Annotated in this window: 17 protein-coding genes and 1 tRNA gene; 1 reads left to right on the plus strand and 17 read right to left on the minus strand. The window is 63.2% G+C overall.

The window, feature by feature from the left end; genetic code table 11:
* Positions 1-107: 107 nt before the first annotated feature.
* The 10 genes from CRO22_RS03315 to CRO22_RS03360 all read right to left on the minus strand — a co-directional run bounded on the left by CRO22_RS03315 (position 108) and on the right by CRO22_RS03360 (position 14517).
* Positions 108-806 carry a phosphatase PAP2 family protein gene (locus CRO22_RS03315; protein WP_176518525.1) on the minus strand — a complete coding sequence of 233 codons (699 nt, stop codon included), beginning with the start codon at positions 804-806 and terminating at the stop codon, positions 108-110.
* Positions 793-2235: an ArnT family glycosyltransferase gene (locus CRO22_RS03320; RefSeq protein ID WP_097068651.1), complete on the minus strand. Its 1443-nt coding sequence runs from the start codon at positions 2233-2235 to the stop codon at positions 793-795. The genes CRO22_RS03315 and CRO22_RS03320 overlap by 14 nt, the downstream gene beginning before the upstream one ends.
* Positions 2228-2536: a lipid-A-disaccharide synthase N-terminal domain-containing protein gene (locus CRO22_RS03325; protein WP_097068652.1), complete on the minus strand. Its 309-nt coding sequence runs from the start codon at positions 2534-2536 to the stop codon at positions 2228-2230. Before CRO22_RS03325 ends, CRO22_RS03320 begins: the two co-directional genes overlap by 8 nt.
* Positions 2533-3255: a glycosyltransferase family 2 protein gene (locus CRO22_RS03330; protein ID WP_097068653.1), complete on the minus strand. Its 723-nt coding sequence runs from the start codon at positions 3253-3255 to the stop codon at positions 2533-2535. The genes CRO22_RS03325 and CRO22_RS03330 overlap by 4 nt, the downstream gene beginning before the upstream one ends.
* 128 nt (positions 3256-3383) lie before the next feature.
* On the minus strand, positions 3384-3851 hold the full coding sequence (locus tag CRO22_RS03335) for a hypothetical protein (RefSeq protein ID WP_097068654.1): 468 nt from the start codon (positions 3849-3851) through the stop codon (positions 3384-3386).
* Between the two features lie 294 nt (positions 3852-4145).
* Positions 4146-8381, minus strand: coding sequence for a DNA-directed RNA polymerase subunit beta' (rpoC, locus tag CRO22_RS03340; protein WP_097068655.1), 4236 nt, complete (start codon positions 8379-8381; stop codon positions 4146-4148).
* Positions 8382-8430: 49 nt separating this feature from the next.
* Positions 8431-12567 carry a DNA-directed RNA polymerase subunit beta gene (gene rpoB / locus CRO22_RS03345; protein WP_097068656.1) on the minus strand — a complete coding sequence of 1379 codons (4137 nt, stop codon included), beginning with the start codon at positions 12565-12567 and terminating at the stop codon, positions 8431-8433.
* A 237-nt stretch (positions 12568-12804) separates the two neighbouring features.
* A complete protein-coding gene (rplL, locus tag CRO22_RS03350; protein ID WP_097068657.1) occupies positions 12805-13179 on the minus strand; it encodes a 50S ribosomal protein L7/L12 in 375 nt (124 codons plus the stop codon).
* Between the two features lie 68 nt (positions 13180-13247).
* A complete protein-coding gene (gene rplJ, locus CRO22_RS03355; RefSeq protein ID WP_097068658.1) occupies positions 13248-13763 on the minus strand; it encodes a 50S ribosomal protein L10 in 516 nt (171 codons plus the stop codon).
* Between the two features lie 367 nt (positions 13764-14130).
* Positions 14131-14517 carry a hypothetical protein gene (locus tag CRO22_RS03360; RefSeq protein ID WP_141399407.1) on the minus strand — a complete coding sequence of 129 codons (387 nt, stop codon included), beginning with the start codon at positions 14515-14517 and terminating at the stop codon, positions 14131-14133.
* A gap of 256 nt (positions 14518-14773) precedes the next feature.
* On the opposite strand from CRO22_RS03360, the gene CRO22_RS19025 reads away from it, so the two are divergent.
* Positions 14774-15010, plus strand: coding sequence for a hypothetical protein (locus tag CRO22_RS19025; RefSeq protein WP_097068660.1), 237 nt, complete (start codon positions 14774-14776; stop codon positions 15008-15010).
* A 65-nt stretch (positions 15011-15075) separates the two neighbouring features.
* On the opposite strand, the gene rplA is transcribed toward CRO22_RS19025, so the two are convergent.
* From rplA to tuf, 7 genes are all read right to left on the minus strand, one after another.
* Complete coding sequence (rplA, locus tag CRO22_RS03370; protein ID WP_097068661.1) at positions 15076-15771, minus strand: 50S ribosomal protein L1; 696 nt, start codon at positions 15769-15771, stop codon at positions 15076-15078.
* 3 nt (positions 15772-15774) lie between these two features.
* On the minus strand, positions 15775-16227 hold the full coding sequence (rplK, locus tag CRO22_RS03375) for a 50S ribosomal protein L11 (RefSeq protein ID WP_097068662.1): 453 nt from the start codon (positions 16225-16227) through the stop codon (positions 15775-15777).
* Positions 16228-16318: 91 nt separating this feature from the next.
* Positions 16319-16858 (minus strand): transcription termination/antitermination protein NusG, encoded by a 540-nt coding sequence (gene nusG, locus CRO22_RS03380; RefSeq protein ID WP_097068663.1) that lies wholly within the window; start codon positions 16856-16858, stop codon positions 16319-16321.
* 194 nt (positions 16859-17052) lie between these two features.
* Positions 17053-17235, minus strand: coding sequence for a preprotein translocase subunit SecE (gene secE / locus CRO22_RS03385; protein WP_097068664.1), 183 nt, complete (start codon positions 17233-17235; stop codon positions 17053-17055).
* Between the two features lie 103 nt (positions 17236-17338).
* Positions 17339-17414, minus strand: a tRNA-Trp gene (locus CRO22_RS03390).
* Positions 17415-17453: 39 nt separating this feature from the next.
* Complete coding sequence (locus tag CRO22_RS03395; protein ID WP_097068665.1) at positions 17454-18143, minus strand: CatB-related O-acetyltransferase; 690 nt, start codon at positions 18141-18143, stop codon at positions 17454-17456.
* 135 nt (positions 18144-18278) lie between these two features.
* Positions 18279-19454, minus strand: coding sequence for an elongation factor Tu (tuf, locus tag CRO22_RS03400; RefSeq protein ID WP_097068646.1), 1176 nt, complete (start codon positions 19452-19454; stop codon positions 18279-18281).
* Between the last annotated feature and the right edge of the window lies 1 nt (position 19455).

Genomic DNA, 19455 nt, shown 5'->3' on the forward strand with positions numbered 1-19455 from the left:
GCTGGATGGGCGGGCTATAGGAGGGGCGCAGACAAGAGTCAACCGCAACCACCTTTTACGCGCGCAAAGCCGGGCTTGCTGCGGCAAAACCCTGCGTCGCGCCACCCTCAGTCGTCACGCGCGAAGATCTGCCGCCAGATTTCGAGCGCCCAGGCGAGCGTCAGCGTGATCAGCACGGCAAAGACCGCATCGGAGGCGAAATGGCGCCCCGATCCTACACGCTGAAGCATCACGAAAACCGGGATCGCGAGCGCAAGCAGCCGCAGCGCCTTGCGCGCGACGCTCCAGCGCTCTCCCCAGGGCGCGCTGAGCAAAAAAAGCGCGAGCGCGAGCGCTGTTGCCGCCGCCACCTCCCCCGAGACGAAGGAGCAGTTCCGCGCGCATTGATCGGTGAAATCGCCAGGCAGCGAGAAAGTCGCCTCTCCGCCAAAGAGCGTGGTCTGGTCGGGCCGCGCGCGCCCTGAGAGGTTTTTCAGCCAGAGGTTCACGATCACGCCGGGGCCAAGCAGGAACAGCCAGAAGATGATCCCCCAGCGGTCTGCGCCAAGCCCCGCCAGCACGCGCCCCCGCCACGTCCAGACGAGGGCTATGGCAGAAAGCACAAAGACCCCCAGCGCCGCGTTCCACAGCCCTTCGCGCAGCAAACTGAGCGCCTCGATCCGCGCGATCGGGAAGCCCGCGCCAGGGCGATAGAACAGCCCCGTCACGGCCGGGTCGGTCCCCGGAAAATGACGAAACAGGATCGCTGCGGCGAGCCAGCCAAAGGTAAGCCAGTAGGCCGCGCGCAGATGATCAAGGGGCCGCATGAAGACACTCCGCATCGACGATATAGGGGGTGATGCCCTTGCCCGCCCAGGTGCCGGAGCCGTTCAGGTTGCCCGCGGGCGGCAGATCGCCCCCGCCACAGGTGAGGGGCGCGGGGAGCACGGCAAGAACCTTGCCGCGGTAATCGCGCGGCAGGGCGAAATTCTGTTCGTAGTAATTGCGCGCGCGCGGGCCGGGCTGTGGGGCATAGACCGTCACGCCGCCCGGGCCGACGAGGCCGCGCCCGGTATAGAAAAGATCGGCGAGGATGTCGCGATCCTCGGCATAGACCGGCACACCCTCGGCGCGGGCAAGGTCCAGAACGCGGGTGCTGAGGTCGGCACGACCGAGGTAGCGCTTCATCCAGGGCTTCTCCGCAGGGCCGAGCGCGGGCGCGAAGATCGTCAGCACCGGCACGGCGAGGCAGGCCAGGAGGTTGAGGGCAAGCGCCGCAATCCGGCCTCGCTGCGGCAAGACCAGCACCACAAGCACCGTGCCCGCGAAATAGGCCGCTACCGCCCAGTTCGCCTGCGCCTTGCCGAGGAAGGCCTGCACCGTCACGGCGACAAGCGGCAGGATCGAGAGCGCCGCAAGCGCGCGCTTGACCGGATCGCCCAGCCGGGTGATGCCCCAAAGCAGCGCAACAAAAGTGACGGGGCCGAAGACCACGAATTGCGCGCCGAAAAACTCCGCCATCGAGGCAATATTCGCCCCTGCCCCCGCGCGCACCCAGCCCACATTGTCGAGCGTATGCTCGAGCGTGGTGAGTTTGTGGGTGAGGTTCCAGACCACATTCGGCGCGACGACGAGGGCAAAGACCCCGAGCATGGCGCCAAGCGCCCGCCAGCCGATCCACCGCGCGGGCACAAGCAGCATGGCGAGCACCGCCCCGCCCCAGAAATAGAGCGCAGCATATTTCGCCATGAAGGCGAGCCCGAGCGCGAGCCCGGCCATCGCCCCCTCACGCGCGCTCCGGCTCTCGCCCGCGCGCCAGAAGAAGAGGAGCGCGAGCGCAAAGAACGGCGCCATCACCGTATCGGTGGAAATGAGCCAGGAGCCGAGCGCAACGAAGGGCAGCGTGACATAAAGCACCGCAGCCCAGACCCCCGCCCGCGCCCCGGCAATCCGCGCACCGAGCGCGCCAAGGATCATCGCAGTGAGCCCGTGCAGCACCGCGCCGGGCATCCGAACCCAGAACGGATCGCTTGATCCGGCGAGATCAGTGACGGCGCGCAGGAGCCAACCGATCAGCGGCGGTTTGGAGTAATAGCCGAAGTCGAGCCGCTGCCCCCAGAGCCAGTATTGCGCCTCGTCGACGAAGAGATCGGTGCTGTCGAAGGCGAGCACCACAAGCCGCAACGCCACCACCGCGATCACGACGAGGAGGGCGGGCAGGACCCAGCCCCGCGCCGGTGTTGCCGCCTCAGACATCCCGGCGGCGCTTGTCACGGATCAGCCAGAGATTGCGCGAATAGATCACCACGCCGAGCGCCTGCCCCAGAACGAAGACCGGATCGGCCCGGTAGAGCGCATAGGCCAGAAGCATCACCCCGCCCGCGAGCGAGAAATACCAAAACGCCACCGGCATCACCGAATCGCGCGCGCGCTCGGAGGCGATCCATTGCACCAGAAACCGCGCAGTGAACATCGCTTGCGCGGCAAAGCCGAAGATCACCCACCAGAGTTCAACCGAACTCTCGACATGCAGCAGCCGTTCCAGCCATTCGGTCATCGCGTCACCTCGTTCGGGCGGGATTTCTTGCGGCGGCGAATGAGCCAGGCCACGCCCAGCAGATCAACCGCTCCCACAAGGCCGCGTTGCAGGTTGGAATAATGCGACCGGCCGCCGCCCCGCGCCCGGTGCGAAACGTCGACATGCGCCACCCCCCAGCCGTCGCGCGCAAACAGCGCGGGCAGGTAGCGGTGCATATGGTCGAAATAGGGCAGATCCATGAAGGCCGCGCGACGGAAAGCCTTGAGTCCGCAGCCGGTGTCGCGGGTGCCATCCTTCAGCACCACCGCGCGCACCCCGTTGGCAAAGCGCGAGGCGAATTTCTTCGACCATGTATCCTGCCGGTCGACGCGCTGGCCCGCGACAAGGCCGATTTTATCGGCGCCGGGCATCAGCAGGGGCGCGATCAGCTTCGGCAATTCCTCGGGCGGGTTCTGCCCGTCGCCATCAAGCGTGGCGCAGATCGTGCCTTTCGCCGCGCGCACGCCCGAATGCACCGCCGCCGACTGCCCCCCCGCGCGGTCGTTGCGCAAAACGCGCAGCCGCGGCGCGCGGGCCATGCGGACCTTCAGAATATCCGCCATCCCGTCGTCGGAAGCATCATCGACCACGATCACCTCGAAATCGCGCCCGGCGAGCGCCGCCTCGATCCCTTCAAGAAGCGTCGCAATATTCTCCGCCTCGTTGCGGGCGGGGATGACGATGGAGATGTCGGTCATGTGAGGCCTCTTTGCCGGATGGGCTCGCACCTGATACAGCCCGCCCCCGGGCTTGTAAACAAAACCGGGCACTCCGTCTCAGCTGAAAAATGCGTCAGAAAAACTGCCCGAGGGCGCGAAGGCGCGCCTCAGAGTCCCCATGCTCCGCGCACAGAGTTGGCGATGTGATTGCTCGGATCGCGCGGGAGCGCCTGCATCTCCGTTACAGAGACCTCAGGGAGATTTTCCTCAATCCATTGGCTCGTTTGAGCATTGGGAGAAGTCATCACTATGCCTATGCACTCCCAATAATTCTCCTTGAGGGCCTCCAGATATGCCACCGCATCCGGCCAACCATTGCGCCGATGATGAAAGGCGAGCATCGCATGAGACAAATTGGGGTTAGCCTCCTTAGCCTCTCTAAGCGCTGCAATCAGCATCTCAGGCGTGTTTCTATCTGTGCGTTCTTGCGCGGAGCTGTGATCTACATAGGCGATCTTCCGCTCGCCATGCACCATCAGTTCCCATGCCGTTTGAATCCGGTTGGCGCCAGACAGTGAATAGATCGTTGTCGATTTACGCGTCTTATCTTTGCCAATCACCGCCCAGTAATACATTTCAAATCTCCTATTTTAATCTGAGGGGGCCCGCTTTCTGGAACCAGAAGAGCGCCGCTACTCAGTCTATCACAGCAGAGCGCCCGGAGATCGAGTTTTTGGAGTATGAAGTTTCCACAGCACATAGCGGTGGCCCAGCCTGTTTTTTTCTCGCCCTGCTTCGAATATCCCGGGGATGCGGGGGGGCAAAGCCCCCCGCCCGGGTCGCCGCGCCCCGCGCAGCGAAACAGAGCCGGCAAAGAAAACCCCCGCGCAAGCTGCTTGCGCGGGGGCGTTTTTCAAATCGTCAGAGGATCAATCGCGGCTTTCAGGCGTTTCCACCGGACCGAAATCCGCCTCGTCGTAGGAGGTGTCGATCGGCGCGGCGAGCGCTGCGGCCTCGGCGGCCTCGGCGCGGCGCGCCTCGATCACCTTGTTGTCGCGTTCGGCCGCGATCTTGCGCACGCGGGTGGTGGCGCCACCCGTGCCCGCCGGGATCAGACGACCGACGATGACGTTTTCCTTCAGGCCGACAAGCTTGTCGCGCTTGCCCTGCACCGAGGCCTCGGTGAGCACGCGCGTCGTCTCCTGGAACGAGGCCGCAGAGATGAACGACCGCGTCTGCAGCGAGGCTTTGGTGATGCCCAGAAGCACCGGCTCGCCCGTCGCGGCACGGCCGCCGCGGGCTTCGACCTTCGCATTCTCCTCGTCGAACTCCGACTTGTCGATGTTCTCGCCCTTGAGAAGCGTGGTGTCGCCACTGTCGAGGATCTCGATCTTCTGCAGCATCTGCCGCACGATCACCTCGATGTGCTTGTCGTTGATCTTCACGCCCTGCAGCCGGTAGACGTCCTGCACCTCGTCGATCAGGTAATCGGCCAGAGCCTCGATCCCCATGATGCGCAGAATGTCATGCGGCGCCGGGTTGCCGTCCATGATGTAGTCGCCCTTCTGCACGAAGTCGCCTTCCTGCACCGGGATGTGCTTGCCTTTCGGCACCATGTATTCGACCGGCTCGTGACCTTCCTGCGAGGGCTCGATGGTGATGCGGCGCTTGTTCTTGTAGTCCTTGCCAAAGCGCACATAGCCATCGATCTCGGCGATGATCGCGTGATCCTTCGGACGCCGGGCCTCGAAAAGCTCCGCCACCCGCGGCAGACCGCCGGTGATGTCCTTGGTCTTCGCGCCTTCGCGCGGGATCCGCGCGACCACGTCACCCGCCTTCACCTCCTGGCCGTCTTCGATCGAGAGAATCGCATCGACCGACATCGGATAGGTCACCGGGTTGCCCGCATCGTTGCGGACCGGCTCGCCATCGGCGTTGACGATGATGATCTCCGGCTTGAGGTCGTTGCCCTTCGGCGCGGACCGCCAGTCGGTCACGATCTTCTGCGTCATGCCGGTGGCTTCGTCGGTCTCTTCGCGCACCGAGATGCCCGAGATCAGGTCGACGAATTTCGCCACACCGGCTTTTTCGGCGATGATCGGCAGGGTGTAGGGGTCCCACTCGAACAGCTTGGTGCCGCGCTTGACCGCCTGGGCGTCCTTCACGAAGAGCTTGGAGCCATAGGAGAGCTTGTGGCTCGCCCGTTCCTCGCCCTGCTCGGACATGATCGCAACCTGCATGTTGCGGCCCATCACGATCTGCTCGCCCGCGTCGTTCACCAGAATGTTGGCGTTGCGGAACTCGATCGTGCCTTCGCTCGACGCTTCGAGGAAGGATTGCTGGCCACCCTGCGCGATACCGCCGATGTGGAAGGTCCGCATCGTCAGCTGCGTGCCGGGCTCGCCAATCGACTGCGCGGCGATGATGCCCACCGCTTCGCCCTGGTTCACCAGGGTGCCGCGCGCGAGGTCGCGACCGTAGCAGAGCGCGCAAACGCCCTCTTCGGCCTCGCAGGTCAGCGCCGAGCGGATGCGGATCGACTGGATCGCATTTTGCTCGATCAGGTCGGCCTTGCGTTCGTCGATGAGCTCGTTCTTGCGCACCAGCACCTCATCGGTGCCGGGAACCAGAACGTCATCGGCAGCGACACGGCCCAGCACCCGCTCGGAAAGCGGCGCCACCACTTCGCCATCGTTGACCGCCGCCGAAGCGGTGATCGCGCGTTCGGTGCCGCAATCGTGCGAGCGCACGATGCAGTCCTGCGCCACGTCGACGAGACGGCGGGTGAGGTAGCCCGAGTTCGCGGTTTTCAGCGCGGTATCGGCCAGACCCTTGCGGGCGCCGTGGGTCGAGTTGAAATACTCGAGCACGGTCAGGCCTTCTTTAAAGTTCGAGATGATCGGCGTTTCGATGATCTCGCCCGAGGGCTTGGCCATCAGGCCGCGCATCCCGCCGAGCTGTTTCATCTGCGCAGGCGACCCCCGCGCCCCGGAGTGGGACATCATGTAGACCGAGTTCGGCTCTTTCTCCATGCCCGCGTCATCGACGCGCACCGCAGAAATCTCCTTCATCATCTCGGCCGCGACGGCATCCGAGCATTTCGACCAGGCATCGACGACCTTGTTGTATTTCTCACCCTGGGTGATCAGGCCGTCCATGTATTGCTGTTCGAATTCCTTGACCTGCTCGCGCACGCCATCGACGATTTCCCATTTGCGTTCCGGGATCAGCATGTCGTCCTTGCCGAACGAGATGCCCGCCTTGAACGCCTGACGGAAGCCGAGCCCCATGATCTGGTCGCAGAAGATCACCGACTCTTTCTGACCGCAGTAGCGGTAGACGGTGTCGATGACGTTCTGCACGTCTTTCTTCCGCAGCGGGCGGTTCACGAGATCGAACGGCGCTTTCGCGTTCAGCGGCAAAAGCGCGCCCAGCCGCATCCGGCCCGGCGTGGTCTCATAGCGCTTCCAAACCTCGTTGCCCTCTTCGTCGATCTGCTTGATCCGGGCTTTGATCTTGGCATGCAGATGCACCGCGCCCGCATCGAGCGCGTGCTCCACTTCCTCGACCGAGGCAAACACCATGCCTTCGCCCGGCATGCCCTTGCGCTCCATCGTCGTGTAATAGAGCCCGAGCACCATGTCCTGCGACGGCACGATGATCGGCGAGCCGTTCGCGGGGCTCAGCACGTTGTTGGTCGACATCATCAGCACGCGCGCTTCGAGCTGGGCTTCCAGCGACAGCGGCACGTGAACGGCCATCTGGTCGCCGTCGAAGTCGGCGTTGAAGGCCGAGCAGACGAGCGGGTGCAGCTGGATCGCCTTGCCCTCAATCAGGATCGGCTCGAAGGCCTGAATGCCCAGACGGTGCAGCGTCGGCGCGCGGTTGAGCAGCACCGGATGTTCGCGGATCACCTCGTCCAAGATGTCCCAGACCTCGGGACGTTCCTTCTCGACCAGTTTCTTGGCCTGTTTCACCGTCGAGCTGAGGCCCTTGGCCTCAAGCCGCGAGTAGATGAAAGGCTTGAAGAGTTCGAGCGCCATCTTTTTCGGCAGGCCGCATTGATGCAGCTTGAGCTCCGGCCCGGTCACGATCACCGAACGGCCCGAGAAGTCGACCCGTTTGCCGAGCAGGTTCTGACGGAACCGGCCCTGCTTGCCCTTGAGCATGTCGGAGAGCGATTTCAGCGGCCGCTTGTTGGTGCCGGTGATGACGCGGCCGCGACGGCCGTTGTCAAAGAGCGCATCGACCGCTTCCTGCAGCATCCGCTTTTCGTTGCGCACGATGATGTCGGGCGCGCGCAGTTCGATCAGCCGTTTCAGACGGTTGTTGCGGTTGATCACGCGGCGGTAGAGGTCGTTGAGGTCCGAGGTCGCGAACCGGCCACCATCGAGCGGCACCAGCGGGCGCAGTTCTGGCGGAATGACCGGCAGCACGGTCAGGATCATCCATTCCGGGCGGTTTTTCGACTCGATGAAGCTCTCGACGATTTTCAGCCGCTTGATGATCTTCTTCGGCTTCAGTTCGCCCGTGGCTTCTTTCAGCTCTTCGCGCAGTTGCTCGGCCGTGGCTTCCAGATCGATCGCAGCGAGCATCTCGCGGATCGCTTCCGCGCCGATATTGGCAGTGAAGGCATCGGCGCCATACTGGTCCTGCGCGTCGAGATATTCATCCTCGGTGAGCAGCTGGCCATAGGAAAGCTCGGTCAGGCCCGGTTCGATGACGACATAGTTTTCGAAATAGAGGATGCGTTCGAGATCGCGCAGCGTCATGTCGAGCATGAGGCCGATGCGGCTCGGCAGCGATTTCAAAAACCAGATGTGGGCGACGGGCGAGGCCAGCTCGATATGGCCCATGCGCTCACGACGGACCTTTTGCAGCGTGACTTCCACGCCGCATTTCTCGCAGACGACGCCGCGATATTTCATCCGCTTGTATTTGCCGCACAGGCACTCGTAATCCTTGATCGGGCCAAAGATACGCGCGCAGAAGAGGCCGTCCCGCTCCGGTTTGAAGGTGCGGTAGTTGATGGTCTCGGGCTTTTTGATCTCGCCGTAGGACCACGACAGGATCCGCTCGGGCGAGGCCAGCGAGATCTTGATCTCGTCAAAGGCCTTCGGCGCAGCAAGCGGGTTGAACGGGTTTTGGGTCAGTTCCTGGTTCATCAGTTCTTTCCTTGAATGAGATCAGAGGGGGGAAGGAGGGCTTGCGCCCTCACTCCTCTTCCTCCGAATCCAGGAGTTCCATGTTGAGGCCGAGGCCGCGCACTTCCTTGACGAGAACGTTGAACGATTCCGGCACGCCGGCCTCGAAGTTGTCCTCGCCCTTGACGATGCTCTCGTAGACTTTCGTCCGCCCGGCCACGTCGTCCGATTTCACCGTCAGCATCTCTTGCAGGGTGTAGGCGGCGCCGTAGGCTTCGAGTGCCCAGACCTCCATCTCCCCCAGACGCTGACCACCGAACTGCGCCTTGCCGCCCAGCGGCTGCTGGGTAACGAGCGAGTACGGACCGGTCGAGCGGGCGTGCATCTTGTCGTCGACGAGGTGGTGCAGCTTGAGGAAGTATTTCACCCCAACGGTGACGCGGCGGGCGAATTTCTCGCCGGTGCGACCGTCGAACACTTCCGACTGGCCGGACTGGTCGAAGCCCGCACGGAGCAGCGCGTTGTTGATGTCGGCTTCCTTGGCGCCGTCGAAGACCGGGGTGGCAATCGGCACACCGCCGCGCACCGCCTCGGCGCATTCGACGAAGCGCTCTTCCTCCATCTCGGCGAAAACGTCCTCATAGGTCTCGTCGCCGTAGCCGTGGCGCATCGCGTCGCGCACCGGGGTCAGATCGCCGGAGCGCTTGTACTCCTTGATCGCCTCGTCGATCTGGAGGCCCAGGCCGCGCGCCGCCCAACCCATGTGGGTTTCAAGGATCTGGCCGACGTTCATCCGCGACGGCACGCCGAGCGGGTTCAGCACGAGGTCGACCGGGGTGCCATCGGCGAGGAAGGGCATGTCTTCCTTCGGCACGACTTTCGAGACAACGCCCTTGTTGCCGTGACGGCCGGCCATCTTGTCGCCCGCCTGCAGCTTGCGCTTCACGGCAACGAAGACCTTGACCATCTTCATCACGCCCGGAGGCAGATCGTCGCCTTGACGGACCTTTTCGACCTTGTCCTCGAAGCGATGCTCAAGAGCGCGTTTCTGCGCGTCGAACTGGTCGTTCAGCGCTTCCACTTCCTTCGCATCGCCTTCGTTTTCAAGGGCAAGCTGCCACCATTGGCCACGGCTCAGCGTACCGAGCAGCTCTTCGGTGATCTCGGCGCCGGGCTTGATGCCTTTGGGCCCCTTCACCGCGACCTTGCCGAGGATCAGAGTTTTCAGACGCGCATAGATGTTGCGCTCGAGGATGGCGAGTTCGTCGTCGCGGTCGCGGGCGAGCCGTTCGACTTCCTCACGCTCGATCTGCAGCGCACGCTCGTCTTTATCAACGCCGTGGCGGTTGAAGACGCGCACTTCGACGATCGTGCCGTAAGCCCCCGGCGGCAGGCGCAGCGAGGTGTCGCGCACGTCGGACGCCTTTTCACCGAAGATGGCGCGCAGGAGTTTTTCTTCCGGCGTCATCGGGCTTTCGCCCTTCGGCGTGATCTTGCCCACGAGAATGTCGCCCGGCCCCACTTCGGCGCCGATATAGACGATGCCCGCCTCGTCGAGGTTGCGCAAAGCTTCCTCACCGACGTTCGGGATGTCGCGGGTGATCTCTTCCGGCCCGAGCTTGGTGTCGCGCGCCGCCACTTCGTATTCCTCGATATGGATCGAGGTGAACACGTCATCTTGGTGGATGCGCTCCGAAATCAGGATGGAGTCTTCGTAGTTGTAGCCGTTCCAGGGCATGAAGGCGACGACCACGTTGCGGCCAAGCGCCAGTTCGCCCTGATCGGTCGAGGGGCCATCTGCGACCACCTGGCCCTTGGAGACGATATCCCCCACCTTGACGATCGGACGCTGGTTGATCGTCGAGGACTGGTTCGAGCGCTTGAACTTGCGCAGACGGTAGATGTCCACGCCCGCATCGCCCATGCCGAGGTCTTCATTCGCGCGGATAACGATCCGCTGCGCATCAACCTGATCCACGATCCCGCCGCGGCGCGCCATGATCGCGGCACCCGAATCGCGCGCCACCGTGGCTTCCATGCCGGTGCCGACGAAGGGGGCCTCGTTGCGCAGAAGCGGCACGGCTTGGCGCTGCATGTTCGAGCCCATCAGCGCGCGGTTGGCGTCGTCGTTTTCGAGGAAGGGGATGAGCGCCGCGGCAACCGAAACGAGCTGTTTCGGCGACACGTCGATCAGGTCCACGGCCTCAACCGGGTTGAGCATGAATTCGCCCGCCTGACGGGTCGAGACGAGGTCATTGACGAACTTGCCGTTCTCGTCGAGCGTCGCGTTCGCCTGCGCGATGGTGTGGCGCATCTCTTCGGTCGCGGACATGTAGATGACCTCATCGGTCACCTGCCCCTCGATCACGCGGCGGTAGGGGGTTTCGATGAAGCCATACTTGTTCACACGCGCGAAAGTGGCGAGCGAGTTGATCAGACCGATGTTCTGACCTTCCGGCGTTTCGATCGGGCACATCCGGCCATAGTGGGTCGGGTGCACGTCGCGCACCTCGAAGCCCGCGCGTTCGCGGGTCAAACCGCCCGGCCCGAGCGCCGAAAGACGACGCTTGTGCGTCACTTCCGAGAGCGGGTTGGTTTGGTCCATGAACTGCGAGAGCTGCGAGGAGCCGAAGAATTCGCGCACCGCCGCCGCCGCCGGTTTGGCGTTGATCAGATCTTGCGGCATCACCGTGTCGATCTCGACCGAGGACATGCGTTCCTTGATCGCGCGTTCCATGCGCAAAAGGCCCACGCGATACTGGTTCTCCATCAGTTCGCCGACCGAGCGCACCCGGCGGTTGCCGAGGTGGTCAATGTCGTCGATCTCGCCCTTGCCGTCGCGCAGCTCCACGAGCCCCTTGATGCAGGCGATGATATCGGCGCGGCGCAGCGTGCGCTGGGTGTCCGGCGCGTCAAGGTCGAGGCGCATGTTCATCTTCACCCGACCGACGGCCGAGAGGTCATAGCGCTCGCTGTCGAAGAACAGCGTGTCGAACATGGTCGAGGCCGCTTCGACGGTCGGCGGCTCGCCCGGACGCATGACGCGATAGATGTCCATCAGCGCCTGATCGCGGTTCATGTTCTTGTCGGCCGCCATCGTGTTGCGGATGTAGGGACCAACGTTGATGTTGTCGATGTCGAGCACCGGGATCTCGGTCACACCGTTGTCGAGCAGCGTCTTGATCGAGCCGCCGACAAGCTGGCCATCGCGGTCATATTCCGCGGTGAGCTCGTCGCCCGCCTCGATGTAGATGTAACCGGTGGATTCGTTGATGATATCCTTGGCGCAGTAGCGGCCGAGAATGTGATCGAACGGCACGAGGACTTCCGTCACCGCCGCCTCGTCGAGCCATTTCTTCACCATCCGCGGCGTGGCTTTTTCACCCGATTTCAGGATCACCTCGCCCGAGGCGGCATCGATCAGGTCATAGGCCGGACGGGTGCCGCGCACGCGCTCGGGGAAGAACTTGGTGACCCAGCCGCGCTTGCCCTCGGCGCGGAAATTCACCGTGTTGTAATAGGCATCCATGATGCCTTCCTGATCGAGGCCGAGCGCGTAAAGCAGCGTCGTCACCGGCAGTTTGCGGCGGCGGTCGATGCGCGCGAACACAAGATCCTTGGCGTCGAATTCAAAATCGAGCCAGGAGCCGCGATAGGGAATGATGCGGCAGGCGAACAAGAGCTTGCCCGAGGAATGGGTCTTGCCCCGGTCATGGTCGAAGAACACGCCCGGGCTGCGGTGCATCTGGGAAACGATGACCCGCTCGGTGCCGTTGACGATGAACGTGCCGTTCGGCGTCATGAGCGGCATGTCGCCCATGTAGACATCCTGTTCCTTGATGTCCTTGACCGACCGCGCCCCGGTGGTCTCGTCCACATCGAACACGATCAGGCGCAGCGTCACCTTGAGCGGCGCCGAATAGGTCAGATCGCGGCTCATGCATTCGTCGAGGTCAAACTTCGGCTTCTCAAGCTCGTATTTCACGAATTCGAGGATCGCGTTGTCGTTGAAGTCCTTGATCGGAAAGACCGACTGGAACACACCCTGAATGCCCTCGCCATCGAGCGGCTTGTCGGCATCGCCCGAGCGCAGGAACAGGTCATAGGAGGCCTTCTGCACCTCGATGAGGTTCGGCATTTCCAGCACTTCGCGGATTTTGCCGTAATAGCGCCGGATGCGTTTCTGACCAACGTAAGCTTGAGCCATGCTCGTCGTGACCTTTCGTCTGTGGCAAGCGTGTGTCGTCGGGGCCCGATACACGTTGCAGGCGAATAGGGAGTCAGGTTCCATACCTGCCCTCCGTCCCACCGGAGAGCTCCCGAACCGACCCTGCCTTGGAAAGGGCTTATCTGTAAAGCCCTTGCCGAGACAGGTACGGCTGGGCTCGGGAAAGCCCCGAACCCAGCCTGAAGATCAGATCGGATGCTGACGCACCCTGCCCGATTACTTGAGCTCGACCTTGGCGCCAGCCGCTTCGAGCTTTTTCTTGATTTCTTCGGCTTCGGCTTTGGCCGCAGCTTCTTTCACTTTGCCACCGGCTTCGACGAGGTCTTTGGCTTCTTTGAGGCCCAGACCGGTGATCGCGCGGACTTCTTTGATCACGTTGATCTTGTTCGCGCCGGCGTCGGTCAGGACGACGTCGAATTCGGTTTTTTCCTCAGCGGCTTCGGCAGCGGCGCCCGGCGCAGCAGCCATCATGACGGCGCCACCGGCGGCCGGCTCGATGCCGTATTCGTCTTTGAGGATGGTTTTCAGTTCTTGGGCTTCAAGCAGCGTCAGGTTGACGATTTGCTCGGCGAGGGCTTTCAGATCGGCCATTTTTCCGTTCCATTCTGATATAGGGTTGATCCGACGTCGGGGCTTTCCGACGAAGGCGATAGGTTGCTTCAGGCGGCTTCCCGCTCCTCAAGAGTCTTGAGGATGCTCGCGATGTTGGAAGCAGGCGCACCAATGGCGCCGGCGATGTTCGAAGCGGGCGCACCGATGCACGACGCGATCTGAGCGATAAGCTCTTCACGCGACGGCATGGAGGCGACGGCTTTGACACCGGCCGGATCCAGAGCCTCCCCGCCCATCGACCCGCCAAGGATAGCGAACTTGTCGTTCGTCTTGGCATAGGCGTCCGCGACCTTGGCCGCAGCGACCGGGTCTTCGGAATAGGCGAGAACGGTCATACCCGACAGAAGATTGGCCATGCTGGCGCAGGGCTTGCCTTCAAGGGCGATCTTGGTGAGCGTGTTCTTGGCAACGCGCACGGACCCGCCCACTTCACGCATTTTCGCGCGCAGGTCCTGCATCTGAGCAACCGTCATGCCTTCGTAGTGGGCCACCACCACGACGCCAGAGCTTTCGAAGATCTGGCCGAGTTCCTCGACCACTTTCTCTTTTTGGGCTCTATCCACGGTTACACTCCAAGTAGGGAGGGTCTTCCCCTCCGGCTCAATTCGCCGGGACCTCGGTCCCGACATCGGGTCCGCACGGGTCCGCCCAAAATCGCCTCAGGATGGGTCACCCCATCAGGAGAAATCTGGTCATTCCCGTCTCGGGCAGGATTTAACGGAACCAGGGCTCCAACCCACCGTCTCGGACGAGCACCCCACCCGCGAATCGCAGGAGGGGCACGGAGGCGTGCTATAGGCAATGCGGAAGGCATTGCCAAGCCCCAACTGCGCCTGGCGCCTTCACGACTGCCCGAGCCACCGCCCGCACGGCTTGCGCCCGCCCGTTTCAGCTTTACTCAGAGTCTGCCCCATACTAGGTTTTTCAGGCTCATTCTCGCGCGCCCCGCGCCCCCTCGCCTTTCCGAAAGCCGCGTTCGTGACCTCGCTCCCCCCGCGTCAGCCCCTCACGCTCCTGACCTTTGTGCTCCAGGAACACCATTGCACCATTCTCGAAGACTGGATCACGTTCTTTGACCATTCCCTCGCCGGGATGATCTTGCATGTGGGCACAGCGCCCGGCATTCGCCCTCGCCTTGAAACGCTCGCCGCGCGTTACGCGCTGCGCCTTGAAATCCTTGGCGACGTCAGCGCGCAGCAGATCATCGCGGATGAGCAACGCCTCGTTGCCGCGCAATTCGCGGCGCTGCAGGCAGGCTACGGCTGTCTGGTGCGGCTCGACACGATCCCGTACCGCGCCCCCGGCGTGAGCTGGCAAGACGCAAGCTTCGCCCAGATGGCCGCGCTCGGGGCCTGCTTCATGACCGGCAGCACGCTGCCCTTCCGTGCGGACCGCCCCCTCCAGGAGCCCGCCTATGCGCTCACACAACGGCTGAGCAACTGCTTTCTGATCATCCCCCCCCGAAACCTGGACGCGGCTGCAAGCCGGTGGCCCGCAGACCGAGGGACGTCATGGCCGCTTCCTCGTCGAAGGCGCGGCGGAGGATTACCTCGCCCACCACGACCTTTGGGGGTTGCGGCTTCTCAACCGGCCCGACTGGCGCGTGTTCCATTGTCAGGAATGGGGGCCACGCCTGCTCGAGGTACGGTCCGCGTTCCGCGCCGGGCGAAAGATCGCGCGCTATCTGCGCGGCTATCAGGAACAACTGCCCCGGGGCGATTACTATCTGCTCCCAAGGCCCCCGCTGCACCGCCGCCTGCGCATTCTCTTGGGCAAATGGCGCCGAAAGCTGATGGGGCGCCCGCTCTGAACAAGGCTGGCACAAAGCAAAAGGGCGCGCAAAAGCGCGCCCTTCGTTATTCTCGCAATGCGAAATCAGTTCGCAGTCGTCGCGAGGTCGAGCGAAACGCCCGGACCCATCGTCGAGGAGAGCGACACTTTCTTCACATAGGTGCCCTTAGCCCCGGCGGGTTTCGCGCGGGTCACGGCATCCACGAAGGCACGCACGTTCTCGGCCAGCTTGTCCTCCGTGAAGGAGACCTTGCCGATACCGCCGTGAATGACGCCCGCTTTTTCGACCTTGAACTGCACTTCGCCGCCCTTCGCCGCTTCGACAGCCGCTTTCACGTCCATCGTCACGGTGCCGACTTTCGGGTTCGGCATCAGGTTGCGCGGGCCGAGGATTTTGCCCAGACGGCCGACGAGCGGCATCATGTCCGGCGTCGCGATGCAGCGATCGAATTCGATCTTGCCCGACTGAATGGTTTCCATCAGATCCTCGGCGCCGACGATATCGGCCCCGGCGGCTTTGGCCTCATCGGCCTTCGCACCACGGGCGAACACCGCAACGCGCACGGTCTTGCCGGTGCCGTTGGGCAGGCGAACCACACCGCGGACCATCTGGTCAGCGTGACGCGGGTCAACACCCAGGTTCATCGCGATTTCCACCGTCTCGTCGAATTTCGCCGAGGCCGCGGATTTGATCAGCTTGACAGCCTCTTCCACCGAGAGGTTGACCTTGCCTTCGAAAGCGGCGCGCGCGGCGACCGAACGTTTACCGATCTTGGCCATGGCTTACCCTTTCACCTCGATACCGACCGACTTCGCCGAGCCGAGGATGATGTTCATCGCGCCTTCGATGTCGTTGGCGTTCAGATCTTTCATCTTCGCTTCGGCGATCGCGCGCACTTGCGCGGCGGTCACGGTGCCAGCGACTTCCCGGCCGGGCTTGGTCGAGCCTTTCGGACGGTTGCGCTTGCCCACGGGCTTCAGGCCGGCGGCTTTCTTCAGCATGAACGAGGCCGGAGCGGTCTTCGTTTCAAAGGTGAAGCTCTTGTCGGCGTAATAGGTGATCACGCAGGGAACGGGCGAACCCTGTTCCATTTCTTGCGTGCGCGCGTTGAACGCCTTGCAGAATTCCATGATGTTGATCCCGCGCTGACCCAGCGCCGGACCGATCGGCGGGGAGGGGTTGGCTTGCCCCGCCTTCACTTGCAGCTTGAGCTGCCCGATGACTTTCTTGGCCATGTGGCCCTCTCCTTTTCACTGCCGCCCCACCATGGGGCGAAGTTTAGTGGTCCGGCTCGGAGCGCTGCTCCTCCCCTCCCACAGACGCACGTCAGGCGGTTTTCGACACCTGCGTGAATTCCAGCTCGACCGGCGTCGGCCGGCCAAAGATCGACACCGTGACCTTCAGGCGGCCCGCGACGTCGTCCACTTCCTCGACCATGCCCGAGAAGCCCTCGAACGGGCCATCGGTGACCGAGACATTCTCACCCACGTCAAAGCGGATCAGGTTGCGCGGCGCGGCAACCTCGCCCGACGGTCCCTCACGGTTGAGAATCTGGTTGACCTCGGCATCCCGCATCGGCGTCGGACGGCCTTGCGGACCAAGGAAGCCGGTGACGCGGTTGATCGAGGTAATCGCGTGATAGCCGCGATCGCTCATCTCCATCCGCACGAGCACATAGCCCGGCATGAACCGGCGCTCGGAGGTCACTTTCTTGCCGCGACGGATCTCGATCACCTCTTCGGTGGGCACGAGAACCTCTTCGATCTCATCCTCGAGGCCTTTTTCGGTCACGGCCTGACGGATCTGTTCGGCGACCTTCTTCTCGAAGTTCGAGAGAACGGAAACCGAATACCAACGCTTCGCCATGCCCAGCCTGCCTCTTCCCCCCGGCGCCGCGCGCCGAACATCTGCCATTGCCGCGGCACGACCGTGTTTTAACGGTTTTGCCGCACTCTCGGAAAACAACACGGCGCGCATCCTGCGAATCGATGCACGCCGGTTCCGAAGTCTGGTGCCCCTTTAGCGGGCTGATCGCCGCTTTTCAAGGCCCCAGCCGCGCCTTAGCCGAGAATTGCGCCCACGCCCGAGCGGATCGCCCAGTCGACGAGCGAGAAAAACACGGCGGTAAGGGCCGCCATCACAAAGACCATCACCGTGGTCAGGAGCACCTCACGGCGGTTGGGCCAGGTGATCTTGCCCACTTCCGAGCGGACCTGCTGCATGAACTGGATCGGGTTCGCCATGTTGCTTCCTTCCTTGCGACCGCGCCGGGATACGCGCAAGCGAACGGGATTTCAAGACCATTGCATGCATGGTCCCGAAAGCACAGTGATGACGGAAGACGGCTGGCAGGGGCAGGGGGACTCGAACCCGCGACCCTCGGTTTTGGAGACCGATGCTCTACCAACTGAGCTATACCCCTAGGCCGTGTTCGGGGTGCTAAGGCAGGCGGCGGGGGAAATCAAGAGCCATTTGCGTCGCAATCGTCGCGGCTGGGGGCGAAGCGCTCGAGCGCAGCCAGATCACCCGCCTCGATCGCGGACAGCGCCTCGAGAATCGTTCCGATCGGCCAATCCCACCAGGCGAGCGCCAGAAGCCGCGCCACGGTCTCGGGATCATGGCGCATCCGCACCACCCGCGCCGGATTGCCCGCCACGACCGCGTAAGGCGGCACGTCGCGGCTCAGCACCGCACCGCTCGCGACAATCGCCCCCGAGCCGATCGTGACCCCGGGCATCACCCGCGCCTCATAGCCGATCCAGACATCGTGGCCGACCACGGTATCGCCATGGTTGCCCGCCTCGGCGCGATAGGCGCCGATGTCGAGCCCGGCGAAGATCCGGAACGGATAAGTCGAGAGGCCGCGCATCGGATGCATGGCCGAAGCGGTGATGAAGCGCACCCCATGGGCAAAGGCACAGAACCGGCCGATCACCAGCCGTTCGGGCGCGCCGGGGTAGAGATAGGGCGCGAGCCGATGCGCCAAATCGGTGCCAGTGTCGAAATCAGTCGAATAGCTGTAGTCGCCCGCCTCGATATTGGGATGGTCGAGCGCGGCGCGCAGAAACAGCGTTTCTTCGTGCGATGAGCCATCGGGGAGCGTGAGCGGATAAGGTGCGAGCGGATCGGGAAAGGCAGCGGGGTCGGTCATCGGGCAGGCTCCAGTCTTACCTCAAGAGGAGGCCGGGCAAGAGTGTCGCAAGCGGGAACGGATGGAAAGGCCGGAAAGCAACGCGAAAAGGGCCACCCTCTCGGGTGGCCCTTTGATCTTCCCGCGAGGAGAAGATTATTTCAGGATTTTGGAGACGACGCCTGCGCCGACGGTGCGGCCGCCTTCACGGATAGCGAAGCGCAGTTTTTCTTCCATCGCGATCGGGGCGATCAGTTCGACCTCGAACTTCAGGTTGTCGCCCGGCATCACCATCTCGGTGCCTTCCGGCAGCTTCACGGTCCCGGTCACGTCGGTCGTGCGGAAGTAGAACTGCGGACGGTAGTTCGCAAAGAACGGCGTGTGACGGCCGCCTTCTTCCTTCGTCAGAATGTAGGCCTCGGCTTCGAACACCGTGTGCGGCGTCACCGAACCCGGCTTCGCCAGAACCTGACCGCGTTCCACGCCGTCCCGGTCCACACCGCGCAGCAGCGCGCCGATGTTGTCGCCCGCCTCGCCGCGGTCGAGCAGCTTGCGGAACATTTCAACGCCGGTGCAGGTCGTTTTCTTGGTCGGGCGGATGCCGACGATTTCAAGTTCGTCGCCCACGTTGATCACACCGCGTTCCACACGGCCCGTCACCACGGTGCCACGGCCAGAGATCGAGAACACGTCTTCGATCGGCATCAGGAACGGCTGATCCACGGCACGCGCCGGGGTCGGGATGTATTCGTCCACCGCTTTCATCAGCGCATGGATCGAATCTTCGCCGATCTCTTTCGATTCCCCCAGCATCGCCTGGTGCGCCGAGCCCTTGATGATCGGAATGTCGTCGCCGGGGTATTCGTACGACGAGAGCAGTTCGCGGACTTCCATTTCCACGAGCTCCAGCAGCTCTTCGTCATCCACGAGGTCGACCTTGTTCATGTAGACGACCATGTAGGGAATGCCCACCTGACGGCCGAGCAGGATGTGCTCGCGCGTCTGCGGCATCGGGCCGTCCGACGAGGCCACCACGAGGATCGCGCCATCCATCTGCGCCGCACCCGTGATCATGTTCTTCACATAGTCGGCGTGGCCGGGGCAGTCGACGTGCGCATAGTGGCGCGCAGCCGTCTCGTATTCCACGTGGGCCGTCGAGATCGTGATCCCGCGCGCACGCTCTTCCGGCGCACCGTCGATCTGGTCATAGGCCTTGAATTCGCCGTAGTATTTCGTGATCGCAGCCGTCAGCGTCGTCTTGCCGTGGTCAACGTGGCCGATCGTGCCGATGTTGACGTGCGGTTTGTTCCGTTCAAACTTTGCCTTTGCCATT

The sequence above is a fragment of the Rhodobacter maris genome (assembly GCF_900217815.1).
Taxonomy (GTDB): domain Bacteria; phylum Pseudomonadota; class Alphaproteobacteria; order Rhodobacterales; family Rhodobacteraceae; genus Rhodobacter; species Rhodobacter maris.

What these genes read in the sequence shown, in the direction of transcription:
- CRO22_RS03315 (WP_176518525.1), bottom strand. Translation starts at nt 806, where the DNA reads ATGCGGCCCCTTGATCATCTGCGCGCGGCCTACTGGCTTACCTTTGGC.
- CRO22_RS03320 (WP_097068651.1), bottom strand. Translation starts at nt 2,235, where the DNA reads ATGTCTGAGGCGGCAACACCGGCGCGGGGCTGGGTCCTGCCCGCCCTC.
- CRO22_RS03325 (WP_097068652.1), bottom strand. Translation starts at nt 2,536, where the DNA reads ATGACCGAATGGCTGGAACGGCTGCTGCATGTCGAGAGTTCGGTTGAA.
- CRO22_RS03330 (WP_097068653.1), bottom strand. Translation starts at nt 3,255, where the DNA reads ATGACCGACATCTCCATCGTCATCCCCGCCCGCAACGAGGCGGAGAAT.
- CRO22_RS03335 (WP_097068654.1), bottom strand. Translation starts at nt 3,851, where the DNA reads ATGTATTACTGGGCGGTGATTGGCAAAGATAAGACGCGTAAATCGACA.
- rpoC (WP_097068655.1), bottom strand. Translation starts at nt 8,381, where the DNA reads ATGAACCAGGAACTGACCCAAAACCCGTTCAACCCGCTTGCTGCGCCG.
- rpoB (WP_097068656.1), bottom strand. Translation starts at nt 12,567, where the DNA reads ATGGCTCAAGCTTACGTTGGTCAGAAACGCATCCGGCGCTATTACGGC.
- rplL (WP_097068657.1), bottom strand. Translation starts at nt 13,179, where the DNA reads ATGGCCGATCTGAAAGCCCTCGCCGAGCAAATCGTCAACCTGACGCTG.
- rplA (WP_097068661.1), bottom strand. Translation starts at nt 15,771, where the DNA reads ATGGCCAAGATCGGTAAACGTTCGGTCGCCGCGCGCGCCGCTTTCGAA.
- rplK (WP_097068662.1), bottom strand. Translation starts at nt 16,227, where the DNA reads ATGGCCAAGAAAGTCATCGGGCAGCTCAAGCTGCAAGTGAAGGCGGGG.
- nusG (WP_097068663.1), bottom strand. Translation starts at nt 16,858, where the DNA reads ATGGCGAAGCGTTGGTATTCGGTTTCCGTTCTCTCGAACTTCGAGAAG.
- secE (WP_097068664.1), bottom strand. Translation starts at nt 17,235, where the DNA reads ATGGCGAACCCGATCCAGTTCATGCAGCAGGTCCGCTCGGAAGTGGGC.
- CRO22_RS03395 (WP_097068665.1), bottom strand. Translation starts at nt 18,143, where the DNA reads ATGACCGACCCCGCTGCCTTTCCCGATCCGCTCGCACCTTATCCGCTC.
- tuf (WP_097068646.1), bottom strand. Translation starts at nt 19,454, where the DNA reads ATGGCAAAGGCAAAGTTTGAACGGAACAAACCGCACGTCAACATCGGC.